The organism is Anaerocolumna sedimenticola (assembly GCF_009931695.1).
Lineage (GTDB): Bacteria > Bacillota > Clostridia > Lachnospirales > Lachnospiraceae > Anaerocolumna > Anaerocolumna sedimenticola.
Map to the genome: position 1 here is coordinate 3,272,567 of NZ_CP048000.1, position 13,649 is coordinate 3,286,215.

Annotated in this window: 7 protein-coding genes and 2 pseudogenes; 7 read left to right on the forward strand and 2 right to left on the reverse strand. The window is 35.7% G+C overall.

Annotated features, from left to right (window positions below; genetic code table 11):
- Nucleotides 1–81: 81 nt before the first annotated feature.
- From manA to Ana3638_RS14475, 7 genes and pseudogenes are all read left to right on the forward strand, one after another.
- Nucleotides 82–1,014 carry a mannose-6-phosphate isomerase, class I gene (manA, locus tag Ana3638_RS14445; protein WP_161838658.1) on the forward strand — a complete coding sequence of 311 codons (933 nt, stop codon included), beginning with the start codon at nucleotides 82–84 and terminating at the stop codon, nucleotides 1,012–1,014.
- A 177-nt stretch (nucleotides 1,015–1,191) separates the two neighbouring features.
- Nucleotides 1,192–1,842, forward strand: a complete 651-nt coding sequence (locus tag Ana3638_RS14450) for a YesL family protein (RefSeq protein ID WP_161838659.1) — start codon at nucleotides 1,192–1,194, stop codon at nucleotides 1,840–1,842.
- Nucleotides 1,843–1,906: 64 nt separating this feature from the next.
- Nucleotides 1,907–4,111, forward strand: a pseudogene (glgB, locus tag Ana3638_RS14455) (1,4-alpha-glucan branching protein GlgB); the annotation flags it as partial.
- Nucleotides 4,112–4,150: 39 nt separating this feature from the next.
- On the forward strand, nucleotides 4,151–5,047 hold the full coding sequence (locus Ana3638_RS14460; RefSeq protein ID WP_161838661.1) for a mechanosensitive ion channel family protein: 897 nt from the start codon (nucleotides 4,151–4,153) through the stop codon (nucleotides 5,045–5,047).
- Nucleotides 5,048–5,410: 363 nt separating this feature from the next.
- The gene (locus Ana3638_RS14465; RefSeq protein ID WP_161838662.1) at nucleotides 5,411–7,516 is read left to right on the forward strand and encodes a glutamine synthetase III family protein; all 2,106 of its coding nucleotides are present in this window, start codon (nucleotides 5,411–5,413) and stop codon (nucleotides 7,514–7,516) included.
- Nucleotides 7,517–8,178: 662 nt separating this feature from the next.
- Nucleotides 8,179–8,925 (forward strand): tRNA pseudouridine(38-40) synthase TruA, encoded by a 747-nt coding sequence (truA, locus tag Ana3638_RS14470; RefSeq protein WP_161838663.1) that lies wholly within the window; start codon nucleotides 8,179–8,181, stop codon nucleotides 8,923–8,925.
- Nucleotides 8,926–9,301: 376 nt separating this feature from the next.
- Nucleotides 9,302–10,363: a substrate-binding domain-containing protein gene (locus Ana3638_RS14475; RefSeq protein WP_161838664.1), complete on the forward strand. Its 1,062-nt coding sequence runs from the start codon at nucleotides 9,302–9,304 to the stop codon at nucleotides 10,361–10,363.
- A gap of 125 nt (nucleotides 10,364–10,488) precedes the next feature.
- On the opposite strand, the gene Ana3638_RS14480 is transcribed toward Ana3638_RS14475, so the two are convergent.
- Nucleotides 10,489–10,992, reverse strand: a complete 504-nt coding sequence (locus Ana3638_RS14480) for a flavin reductase (RefSeq protein ID WP_161838665.1) — start codon at nucleotides 10,990–10,992, stop codon at nucleotides 10,489–10,491.
- A 352-nt stretch (nucleotides 10,993–11,344) separates the two neighbouring features.
- Nucleotides 11,345–13,167: pseudogene (gene glmS, locus Ana3638_RS26800) on the reverse strand (glutamine--fructose-6-phosphate transaminase (isomerizing)).
- Nucleotides 13,168–13,649 lie beyond the last annotated feature (482 nt).

The window sequence follows — 13,649 nt, forward strand, 5'->3', positions numbered from 1 at the left end:
TAATTTAGATAATTTTCACTTTTGTATACAGCAAAAATGTGGTAAAATAAAGGCAAGCTATATAATACTTTAGGAGGCAGCATGAAAGACGTTATATTTTTGGAACCAATATTTAAAGAAATGATTTGGGGCGGTAATCGGTTAAAAACCGATTTCGGTTACGATATACCAAGTGACAGTACGGGAGAATGCTGGGCAGTCAGTGCACATACCAATGGTGACTGTACCGTAAAAAACGGGGAATATAAAGGTGAAAAATTAAGCAGCTTATGGAAAAATCACAGGGAATTATTCGGAGGAATAAAAGGTAATACCTTTCCTCTGCTTATTAAAATAATTGATGCCAAAACTGATCTAAGTATACAGGTACACCCGGATGATGAATATGCAAATAAATATGAGAATGGATCCTTAGGTAAAACAGAATGCTGGTACATCCTTGATTGTGATAAAGACGGTAAAATAGTGGTGGGACATAATGCAAAAGATAAAGAAGAATTAAAAACTATGATAGCCGACCGCAGATGGAATGAGTTAATCCGTGTATTGCCGATAAAGAAAGGAGATTTTTTTCAGATAGAACCAGGAACAGTACATGCAATAAAAGGTGGTACCGTTATTTTAGAAACCCAGCAGAACAGTGATATTACCTATCGTTTATATGATTACGACAGATTATCCGGCGGAAGTTTAAGAGAACTTCATATTGATAAAAGTATTGACGTAATCAAATGTCCTCATAAGGATGTAAATACGGACAGAAAGAAGATAAACTTAGAACAGGCAGAGGTAGAAGAATTAGTAACCTGTGAGTTCTATTCCGTAAGAAAAATATCTGTTTTTGGAAAACAGGTATTGAAACAACCCGAGCTTTTTACTATTCTTAGTGTTATTGACGGAGAGGGAGCAATCGACGGCATTAAGTTAGAAAAAGGCGATCACTTTATATTACCAAACGGTTATGGGGATTATAGCTTAGAGGGTAATTTGCAGCTTATTACATCACATATTTAGCATTGCACATAAGTCCCCCCTCTTCTTTGCAAGACATAAGCGGTGGGTTTGGGACTTACTTGTTTCAGAGTTTAAGCTCCGACTGAAATGCCTGCCTGGCAGGTATAAGGATAGAGCCAGGTAGCAGAGCGGCTTGTGAAGATCCGCCTAGACTTATAGATAAAAAGGAGATTTCAAATGGGTAATTTTTTTAACATGGACAATGGTTTTTTTACAGCCTTGGGCAAATTTGTAGATTTAATCATAATTAGTTTGGTTTGGCTGATTTTATGCATTCCGGTTATTACCATAGGACCTGCGACAACATCCTTATATTACGCTGTTGTTAAAGTAATACGAAGAGAGAGGGGTTATCTGGTACGTGAATTTTTCCATTCTTTTAAAACCAATTTTAAAACAGGACTTGTCGCAGGAGTTATTTTAACTATATTATTTATTGTTCTGGCATTTGACCGCAGATTTGCAACGACTATGACCGGAAAACAGAGTTTTATTTTGCTAAGTGTATTTAATGCCATGATTTTTCTTCTCATTTGTGTGGCACTGTATATTTTTCCGCTTCTCTCCAGATTTACAATGGGAATCAGACAGTTATTTAAAACTGCTGTTTTTATGGCTATGAAGCATTTGCCTACGACTATTCTGTTAATCATAATTTTTGCTGCCATTAGTTTGGGAACTTATATTATGCCTATAGCGATACTGATAACACCGGCGTTATGTATTCTTCTTATGTCTTTCCTATTAGAAAGAGTATTTAAAAAATATATGCCTGAAAAATCCGATGAAGCAGAAAGTTCTGGCAGGGATGAATGGTATTTAGAATAATGTTATTATTCAGCCATACGGATGAATGGTTAACAAAATAATCATAGTTTAGGAGGACTTGTATATGGAAGAGTTGCTTTATGATTTATTAGACTGGACGGAAGCCAGTAAAATTATTTACTCGGAACATGATAATCCACATAGTCTTTTGGGTGCCCATGTTACAGAAAAAGGAATTCTTATTAATGCATTTATTCCTACCGCTGTTCATATTGATGTAAAAATAACCGGTTCGGGGCAGGTCTATCCTATGATTTGCAAGGATAAGGATGGATTTTTTTCTGTAATAGTAACAGGGAATAAAGTGATTCCATATACCTTGTTTGTTACTTACAATAATAATTCCACAGAGGAAATCAGGGATCCGTATTCTTTTGATCCTGTGATTGATCCTATGGATTTAACCCGTTTTGCAGGCGGGATTCACTATAATATTTATGATAAATTAGGTGCTCACATGATGGAAGTAGACGGTGTAAACGGAATTTTATTTGCCGTATGGGCACCAAATGCTGTCCGTGTCAGTGTCGTCGGTAATTTTAATAATTGGGACGGCAGACGGCATACGATGAGAAGATTATATGATTCCGGTATATTTGAACTGTTTATACCGAATCTTAGGCCTGGTGAAATCTATAAATATGAGATAAAAATCAAAGGCGGCTTAATCGTTTTAAAAGCGGATCCTTATGCCAACCAGACTGAGTTAAGACCTAACAATGCCTCTATCGTCTGTAATCTGAATGAATATGAATGGCAGGATGGTAATTGGATTCAGGAAAGGGCGGAAAAGCAATATGAGTCGGAACCAATGAGTGTATATGAGGTACATTTAGGTTCCTGGAAAAAACCTCCTGTGGATGAGGGCAGAGAATTTTATAATTACAGAGAACTGGCACCGATGCTTGCCGGATATGTAAAGGATATGGGTTATACCCATATAGAATTAATGCCTGTTATGGAGCATCCTTTTGATGGGTCATGGGGTTATCAGGTTACCGGTTATTATGCACCGACGGCAAGATATGGCACACCTTCTGATTTTATGTATTTTATGGACTTTATGCACAGGCAGGGTATTGGTGTAATATTAGACTGGGTTCCCGCACATTTCCCAAGAGACACTTTTGGATTGGCTAATTTTGACGGTACCTGCCTTTATGAACACAAAGATCCCAGGCAGGGTTCACATCCGCATTGGGGAACTTTAATATATAATTATGGAAGACCCCAGGTTTCCAATTTTTTAATTGCCAATGCCTTATTCTGGATTGAAAAGTACCATGCGGACGGTATCCGGATGGATGCAGTTGCTTCCATGCTTTATCTGGATTATGGTAAAAAAGCAGGACAATGGGTCGCTAATATTTATGGCGGAAATGAGAATCTGGAAGCTATGGAGTTATTAAAACACCTGAATTCCATATTTAGAAAGAGAAAAGACGGATCCTTAATTATTGCAGAAGAATCTACTGCATGGCCGAAAGTTACCGGAGATGTTAAAGCGGGTGGACTGGGATTTGATTTAAAATGGAATTTAGGCTGGATGAACGATTTTACTAATTATATGAAATGCGATCCGTTGTTCCGCAAAGGAAGGCACGGAGAGCTTACTTTCAGTATGATTTATGCCTATAGTGAGAAATTTATGCTGGTTCTTTCCCATGATGAAGTTGTACACGGAAAAGGCTCCATGATTAATAAAATGCCTGGCAGTATAGAACAGAAATTTGCGAACCTGCGGGTTGCTTATGGTTTTATGATGAGCCATCCCGGTAAAAAATTATTATTTATGGGTCAGGATTTCGCACAATATGCTGAATGGAATGAAGCGAAAAGTCTGGATTGGGATTTGTTAAATGAAGACCAAAACTGCAAATTAAACCGTTATGTAAGAGACTGGAACAAGCTGTACCGTTCCTATCCTGCATTTTATCAATTGGATTATGATGAGAACGGATTTGAATGGATCAGCTGTATGGATGCTGACCATAGCATTATTGTATTTATCAGAAAAACCTCAATAATTGAAGAAACTATGCTGGTTGTTTGTAACTTTACGCCGGTTGTATATAAAAACTTTTTAATCGGAGTTCCTTTTACCGGTAAATATAAAGAAATTTTTAATAGTGATAAAACAATTTACGGGGGAAGCGGCAATATGAATCCCAGACAGAAACAATCACGGAAAGTGGAATCAGACGGCAGGGACCAATCAATCAGTCTTACCGTACCTCCATTAGGGATAGCTGTATTTACCTGTACCCCTGTAATAACAAACTAATAACATGTTTTGAAAGGATTAAGTATGGAATTATTTATAAATCGCTGTTTATCCATATTAGACACAGGCACAAATAATAATAATTATAACAGTATCCTGGGAGATTTTATTGATAATGGGTTAAAAGGTTTCCTTAATGAAGGCTTAGATTTTATCAAACGATTGCTGTTTGCTGTTATAATATTAGTTATCGGTAAAAAATTAATCCACTATTTTACCGGTTTATTAGCTAAATACTTTAACCGTACAAAAATGGAAATCAGTGTCTCCGGCTTTTTATTGGCAATGATTCGGGCGGTATTGTATATTGTACTTGCAGCATTTATAATAATACAGGTAATCGGTATAGCGAGTGCTCCGATAATAGCAATACTCGGTTCAGCAGGCCTCAGTATTGGATTAGCCTTGCAGGGAAGCCTGTCAAATTTTGCCGGAGGAGTCCTGATATTGCTTCTAAAGCCTTTCCGGGTTGGTGACTATATCATAACAGGCGGAAATGAAGGTACGGTTACGGCAATTGATATATTTTATACCAGGTTATTAACCGTGGATAACAGACTTTTAGTTATGCCGAATGGTTCTTTATCAAACGCTAATATTATCAATGTAACTTATGAATCCAAACGCAGACTTGATATCTCAGTTCTGATTGATTATTCGGAGAATATTAAAAAAGTCAAAGACATTTTAATAGAAATTGCAGAAAATCATGAGCTTGTTTTGAAAGATCAGGATATATCGGTGTTTGTTAACAGCTTTGATCCCAGTGCAATTAATATCGGAATCAGAGTCTGGGTTTTGAAAGAAAATTATTGGACTCTAAAATGTGAGTTATTGGAATTAATAAAAAATCAATTTGATAAAAATAAAATTACCATTCCTTTTGATCAATTAGATGTAAATATAAGAAATAATCCTTAATATACCTTTTATTTTAAATTTACTCTTGTTGACAACTTTAATAATGAGGAAGAAAAGCGAGTTCACTACAGTGATTGAATACGATTTTATGTATTTTGATGAAAAAATAGGTTCTTTTTTATTAAATTCCGTATGAATTAACATTTTGTAAGAAAAATTCATTTTTTTAAAAAAAAAGCTTTCCTTTTTCATAAAAAAGTGGTATTTTATCTTTAGACGAAATAATCGTTAGAGCAATGGTGTTCTCAAATGTCTTTTTTGAGAACACTTTTTTATTATACAATTATTGGAAAGTCCGGTTTTTGTATAACTTAAATAATTATGATAATATAAAATATATAATGAATGGAAGGAGCTTTTATTATGGCAGAAAAATTAACAGAAATCTTTGGAATTGATGTATTTGATGAAACAACCATGATTGAACGTTTACCAAAAAAGACTTATGCCGCATTAAAGAAAACAATCCAGAATGGAGAGGATCTAGATCCCGCTGTAGCTGATGTTGTTGCTAATGCAATGAAAGATTGGGCAATTGAAAGAGGTGCGACGCACTTTACCCATTGGTTCCAGCCAATGACCGGCATAACCGCAGAAAAACATGATTCTTTTATCAGCCCTGCTTCCGGCGGTAAAATTTTAATGGAATTTTCCGGTAAAGAATTAATTAAAGGTGAACCGGATGCATCTTCATTTCCTTCCGGCGGATTAAGAGCAACGTTTGAAGCCAGAGGTTATACAGCTTGGGATTGTACTTCTCCGGCATTTTTAAGAGAAGACGCTGCTGGTGTTACCTTATGTATTCCTACAGCATTCTGCTCCTATACAGGAGAAGCTCTGGATAAGAAAACTCCTTTATTACGTTCAATGGAAGCAATCAGTGACCAGGCTGTACGTATATTAAAATTATTCGGACATGACAATGTTAAATCCGTATCCTGCTCCGTAGGACCTGAACAGGAATATTTCTTAGTAGATAAAGCAAAATACTTAAAAAGAGAAGACTTGATTTTCAGCGGGCGTACTTTATTTGGTGCTATGCCTCCAAAAGGCCAGGAAATGGAAGATCACTATTTCGGATGCCTGAAAGAAAGAATTTCTGCTTTCATGAAAGAAGTAAATGAAGAATGCTGGAAACTTGGAATCTTGGCTAAAACACAACATAACGAAGTTGCTCCTGCCCAGCACGAATTAGCTCCTATCTATGCAACTGCTAATATTGCTACCGATCATAACCAATTAGTAATGGAAGTTATGAAAAAAGTTGCTAACCGTCATGGTTTAGCTTGTTTACTTCATGAAAAACCTTTTGCAGGTGTGAATGGTTCCGGTAAACATGACAACTGGTCAATGGTTACTGATACCGGCAAAAACCTTCTTGATCCGGGAAAAACACCTCATGAGAATGTGCAATTCCTGTTATTTTTAGCAGCCGTATTAAAAGCTGTTGATGATCATGCAGATCTTCTTCGTCTGTCTGCTTCTAATCCTGGTAATGATCACAGATTAGGTGCTAATGAAGCTCCTCCTGCTATTATTTCCGTGTTCCTGGGTGATCAGTTAGCAGATGTATTAACTCAGTTAATTGAAACCGGTGAAGCTACCAGCAGTAAACAAGGTGGTAAATTAAATGTCGGTGTTCATACAATTCCTGAATTCAGAAAAGATGCAACAGACAGAAATCGTACATCACCATTTGCATTTACCGGTAATAAATTCGAATTTAGAATGGTTGGTTCCTCTATGTCCATAGCTGGACCAAATACTACTTTAAATACAATAGTTGCAGATGTATTATCAGATTTTGCAGACGAATTAGAAAAAGCTGATAACTTTGATGTAGCAGTTCATGACTTAATTAAGAAAACTGTTACCGAACATCAAAGAATCGTATTCAACGGAAACGGTTACTCAGATGAATGGGTAGCAGAAGCGGAAAAGAGAGGCTTACCAAATATCAAATCCATGGTGGAAGCAATCCCTTGTATGGTTACTGATAAAGCAGTAAAAATATTCAGCAAACACAAAGTATTCTCAGAAGTTGAGCTTCATTCCCGTGCCGAAATTGAATATGAAGCATATTCTAAGACCATAAATATTGAAGCTAAGACCATGATTGAAATGGCTAACAAGCTTTATATTCCAGCTGTAATTAAATTTGCTTCCAGTTTAGCAGCATCCATTAATTCAATAAAATCTGCTGTTCCGGATGCAGATGTAAGTGTACAGGAAAGTTTATTAAAAGAAACTTCTTCCCTTTTAGCAAATGCTAAAACTGCAGTAAGTGCTCTTACCTCCTATGTAGCTGCGGCTGCTGAAAAAGAAGGTGCTGAACAGGCATTATATTTTAGAAAAGTTGTATTCCCTGCTATGTCAAGTCTTAGAACACCGATTGATGAACTTGAGTTAATCGTAGATAAAGAATTATGGCCAGTTCCAACTTATGGTGATTTATTATTTGAAGTATAATTTAACCAGCAAGAAAGGGGCTGTCGCACTAAATGCGGCACCCTTTTTCATTTCCGCGAAAGCAAAGTGAGAATTAGCAAGCTTGCTTGCAATAATTCGAACGCGCACGCGAACCGAAGAAACTCGCAAAGCGTATTTCTTCCGGTTAGAGATGTTTATCACATTTAGGGTATCAAAATAGCGTGTGATTATTATCCAACAGAGACACGTTCTCACTCGGCTGCCAAACATAGCGGTACATAAGTACCGATGGCGGCAAACGGTCTTTTAGTGGATTAATAATCACACGTTATTCTTTACAAATCTACGTGATAAGCATTCAAGATTTCTGAGGCGCCGTCCTACTTTTTCGAAAACAAAACAAATCCCAAGCTTCGAAAAGTAAGGGTTTTATGGTAAAATATTTGTATGGGATTACAAAATAATTTACTTAAAAATTATACTTCATTTCAACAATTTTTCACAAAAGCGAGCTAAAGATATTTCAATTGAGCAGAACATAATTAGCTCTGCACAAAAAAGAATAAGTTGTGACAGAGACAAAAATAATATAACTGGACATTTATGCTAATATGTTGGATAATTATGTCGTTAGTATAGCTAAAAAGAGGTAGATGCCTATAATGCTGTATTACTGAATGAATCTATTTAAAGGAGTAATTATGCGTAATATAAAATTAGTATTGGAATATGATGGATCCCGTTATGACGGCTGGCAGAAACAGGCTGGTAATCTTAAAAGCATTACCATACAGGACAAGTTAGAAAGCGTATTATCTAAAATGGAAAACGAACCTGTAACTGTAATCGGAGCATTAAGGACAGAGGCAGGTGTTCACGCATATGCACAAATAGCAAATTTTACAACAAATTCAGATATGAAGTTATATGAAATCAAACATTATCTTAACCGGTTTCTGCCCAGGGATATTGCTGTGCTGGAGGTAGCGGAAGTGCCAGAGCGGTTTCAGAGCAGTTTTAATGCAAAGGCATTTCGTTATGAATATAAGATATCTATGGGAGAAGTACCGTCTGTTTTTGAACGTAAATATAACTATTACAGCTTTCATAAACTGGATGTTTTAAAAATGAAACAGGGCGCCGCTCATTTAATTGGAAAACATGATTTTAAAGCATTTTCTGATAACAAACGAATGAAAAAATCAACGGAAAGAACCATTAACCAAATTGATGTTTACTCAGATATTAATGAAGTGGTCATTACTATTGAAGCAGATGACTTTTGGCCTAACATGGCAAGAATAATTATTGGAACATTGATTGAAATAGGAGAGGGTACCAGAGAACCTGAATCTATGAAAGAAATTCTGGAAAGCGGTAAAAGGGAAATGGCAGGAATGACTGCAGAAGCCAGAGGATTATTTTTACAGGAAGTGATTTTTTACTAAGGGTTAACTTAGATTAAATCATGATTTTGCAAGTAGCTTTGCAATTATTTATATAAAATTAGTAATGGTTAATAACACTTATAACATGAATTTACCTAAATTAATTGCATATTTTTATACCGGCTTAAATCATTATATTAAAATTAAAAAGATTATTTGGGAAATATATTATAAAATTACTAAAAAAAGGAAATTGATTAAACCAATAATGATATTATGATTAAATTTAAACTGATCTAAATTTTAGTAAGCTAATTTATATTAATTCAATGTTAAATTTAACTGGTAATTTAGTTTAAAATTAGGTTATTATTTTATTGCTATATAGAATAAAAAGGTATATAATTTTCATAGATAAGATTTGGGGAGGATATCTATGAAAAATGTAACAATGAAAGATATTGCTGATAAACTTAATATAAGTACTGTAACCGTATCAAAAGCACTTTCTGATAAGGATGGAGTAAGTAATGAGCTGAGAGATAAAATTAAAAGTATTGCGGAGGAGATGGGGTATCGTTATAATTCTCTGGCAAAAGGAATGAAAGAGGGAAAGAGTTATAATATAGGCATACTCATAGCTGACCGTTTTATCCGGGATGATGGAGATGCATTTTATCTTAAAATGTATCAGGGTGTTGTAAAGGCTTTATCAAAAGTTAACTATTACGGTATTATGGAAATTATCTCATCAGATTCCGAGAAAAAAGTGGTATTGCCTAATATTCTTTCCGATAATAAAGTGGATGGAATCATTATTTTGGGGCAAATAAGCTTTAATTATGTGAATCTTGTCAAGAATACTGCAATACCTTTAGTGCTTTTAGATTTTTATGATGAACTTCTGGATGTTGATTCTATAATCAGCGATAGCTTTTATGGCTCTTATAAAATTACAAATTATTTAATAGCTCAAGGCCACAGAGAAATTGGATTTGTAGGTAATATTTTTTCAACAAGCAGTATTCTGGACCGGTATCTGGGTTATTATAAAGCATTAATATCCAATGGATTTGCTGTGAGAGAAGATTGGATACTTAACGATCGAAGTGAAGAAGGCGAATATATAGACTTTAAGCTTCCGGATCAGATGCCAACGGCTTTTGTATGTAATAACGATGGGGTTGCTTATTTGTTTATGAACAAATTAAAAAAGCTGGGTTACAATGTACCTTCTGAAATATCCGTAGTAGGATTTGATAATGATATAGTTGCCAGTATCTCAATTCCCAAGTTAACAACAGTAGAGGTGGATATAGAAACGATGACAGAAACTGCAGTTGATGTGGTTATACAAAAAATTAACGGGGACAAACTAACAATTGGAAGAAAAGTAATTACCGGGAAGTTAATACTTCGTGATTCTGTTGCTAAGTTGGAACGCAAAACTGATAAATTGGACCATAAGATAAAAGAAGGATTAAAACAATATATCTGATAGAAAGAGGCATTCACAAAACTAAGATTTTTGAGAATGCCTCTTTTATTTCCGCGAAAGCAAAGTGAGAATTAGCAAGCTAATATGTCTTTTTGCATAATTCTTTTAACATTTATCGTTTACTATTATTCTTTTTCGAAAATTTTCGCAATTTCTGATATATAAAGATAGTGATAGTCTTTATCCGGGTAATTGATTCCAGGTAACTCGGTATCAATGAAGCTTTTTTCATCATATTGTTGCATAAACAGTTTTTTACAGAATAACACTGTCTTGGCTTCTGCAAAGTAAGGAATCTTGTCCTCATGAAGTACCGTTAAACCGGATTTTAATATCTTATCTTCATCTCTGCCGGAAACGGAACCTAAATAACCTAAAACTTTGTGATAACTTTCATCATAAAAGCTTAGTGAAAACGAATCTGCTGCATCAATAAATTCTTTTGTGTAACGCTGGGGACGGATTACTATAAATGCTACATTTTTACCCCACATGATACCAAATCCACCCCAGGAAGCTGTCATTGTATTTACTTTACCTTCTTTTTCTGCTGTAATTAACATCCACTCCTGGCCTAGCATATGAAAAGGATTCCCTTGCAGCTGTACAGGTGAAATTTCTTTAAACATAGTATTCAACTCCTTCCTAATCTTAATAAAAACAAGTTGCAATATCCGACTTTTTAAATTATTATAGCTGGCTTTATATTTATTATAGCTGACTTTATAAATATATAACTTTATAACGAACAAAAAATTTGGAAAAGATTTACCTCTAAAGTAAGATATTACTTATATTATAATACTATGTTATTCCCAGAAGCAAGTAAATTAGTTGCAGAATAAAGGGAAGTCAAAAGTTATCTTTTACCAAAATCAGATAAAAATCTAATGTTTGGAGGATATCATTTTGACTTCCCTTACTATTTCTCTAGAACAAAATTTTCAATAATAAACACCGGTTTTTATATTTAATAAAAATCTATTCTACAGTCACGGATTTAGCTAAGTTGCGAGGTTGATCTACATTTAATCCGCGATGTACAGAGGTGTAATAAGCCAGTAACTGCAATACAACAGCGGTCGTAAAGGGCGCCATATTATCTGATAACTTAGGTAAAGCGATATGATAATCGTAAATTGAGGAATCTACTTCGGAATCCCCATTGGTTATTAATATAACCAAAGCTTCTCTTGCACGGACTTCACGGATATTGGAAATCATCTTATTATATACATTGGACTGAGTTGCCAATGCGATTACCGGTATACCCTCCGTAACAAGGGAGAGAGTGCCGTGTTTTAATTCTCCGGCGGCATAAGCTTCCGAATGGATATAGCTGATTTCCTTTAATTTTATAGAACCCTCACAGGAAAGAGCATAATCAAGTCCTCGGCCTATAAAGAATAAATCTTCCTTTTCTGCAAGGGTTTCGCAGATCTTATTTATATCATCTGCCAAAGTCAGGGTTTTTTCAACTGCCGGAATAACCGATTGCAGTTCCTCAATTTGTCTCATACAATCCGTTTCCGATATCGTACCTTTTATTAGTGCAAAATGGTATGCGACTAGATACAGGCAGGATAATTGGGCAGTGTAAGCTTTTGTACTTGCAACGGCGATTTCCGGTCCGGCATGGGTATATAATACATAATCACTTTCTCTTGCGATGGAAGAACCTTTAACATTAACGATAGATAAAGTTTTAGCCTGATGCTTATTGGCAAGTCTTAACGCTGCTAAGGTATCGGCAGTTTCTCCGGATTGGGAAATGGTAATAAGCAATGTATTTTTATCAATAATCGGATCCTGGTAGCGGAATTCTGAAGCTATTTCAACAGTAACCGGTATTCTAAGCAGTTTTTCCATCATTACTTTACCGACTAAACCCGCATGCATAGCCGTACCGCATGCGGCGATTACAATTCGGTTAACATTATCAAATACCTGATCCGGAATTTCATCCGTAGAAAAGTCAGGAAGCTGTTTGTTTTTAATACGGGGTACGATGGTAGAGCGGAGTGACTCAGGCTGTTCATGGATTTCTTTTAACATAAAATGCGGATACCCCCTTTCCTGGCTGCGGTCATATCCCAATTGACATGAAGCATTTTAGGGGTAATTACGGTATCATTTAAATCCATAACGGTTATATTATCCTTTGTTAAGCGTGCAATATGCATTTCCGGCAATACAAAATAGTCCTTGGAATAACTAATTAATGCAACCATATCAGATGCAATAACGGAACCTTCTTTTGCATGGCAGGCAACCAAAGGACTTCCGTTACGCAAACAATAGATTACCTCCGGTTCGTCAGCAAACAAGATGCAAAAAGCGTAGGCACCGTCCAGGCGTTTAATGGCTTCTTTTATGGCAGCAACGGCATCTCCGTCATATAAACTATCGATTAGCATAGCAGCGATTTCCGTATCGGTCTGTGATACGGGATGTTTCCCTAAAACAGCAAGTTCTAACTCTAATTCATGATAATTTTCAATGATACCATTATGAATTAAAGTAACACGGCCAAAAGTATGAGGATGGGAGTTAGTATCTGATACACCCCCATGAGTAGCCCAACGGGTATGACCAATTCCACAGGAACTATTCATATCAGTGGCATAGGTTACCTTATCACGCAGGGAGGATACTTTTCCGGTTGTTTTAATTGTCCGGATACTGCTATTATGAAAGAATGCAATTCCTGCGCTGTCATACCCACGGTATTCCAATGCAGTAAGCCCATCCAAAAGCACATTTTTAGCCTCTAAATATCCTGTAAAACCAATAATTCCACACATAAAATAATCTCCTTCCTTATTTTCGCATAACAATAAGCCGAATGAGGATATAATTTTAAGCAGGGAAAATAACAGTTCCTAAAGATTCCGGGACTGTCTATCAGCGTGTAAATTATATTGTTCATTCAGTTAAAGTATTACGAAAGAGCAAACCGATTTACGGTTCAAATTTAGTTTTCAATGTTCAGTTTTCTATAACAACTTTCGATCAGAATTCACAGTAATACTAAGCTTCAATATATATTGAAGTCAGGGCAGTACCTAATTCTTTTCCTGGTTATGCCGTTTTTGTATTCCGGTTACCCGGAGTTTTTTCGACATATCACACATCCAAGTATGTGAGAGAGCATCCGCCGAATAGTTCGATGACTCTCTTCCTCGTTAACCTCTAAATAACAGGGAGTATCCTTTACTCCGAAGAGTGGTTTTTACTCCGAAGAGTGGTGTTTACTCTGAAGAGTGGTTTTTACTCTGAAGAGTGA

What these genes read in the sequence shown, in the direction of transcription:
- Ana3638_RS14460 (WP_161838661.1), top strand. Translation starts at nt 4,151, where the DNA reads ATGGAATTATTTATAAATCGCTGTTTATCCATATTAGACACAGGCACA.
- manA (WP_161838658.1), top strand. Translation starts at nt 82, where the DNA reads ATGAAAGACGTTATATTTTTGGAACCAATATTTAAAGAAATGATTTGG.
- truA (WP_161838663.1), top strand. Translation starts at nt 8,179, where the DNA reads ATGCGTAATATAAAATTAGTATTGGAATATGATGGATCCCGTTATGAC.
- Ana3638_RS14480 (WP_161838665.1), bottom strand. Translation starts at nt 10,992, where the DNA reads ATGTTTAAAGAAATTTCACCTGTACAGCTGCAAGGGAATCCTTTTCAT.
- Ana3638_RS14450 (WP_161838659.1), top strand. Translation starts at nt 1,192, where the DNA reads ATGGGTAATTTTTTTAACATGGACAATGGTTTTTTTACAGCCTTGGGC.
- Ana3638_RS14475 (WP_161838664.1), top strand. Translation starts at nt 9,302, where the DNA reads ATGAAAAATGTAACAATGAAAGATATTGCTGATAAACTTAATATAAGT.
- Ana3638_RS14465 (WP_161838662.1), top strand. Translation starts at nt 5,411, where the DNA reads ATGGCAGAAAAATTAACAGAAATCTTTGGAATTGATGTATTTGATGAA.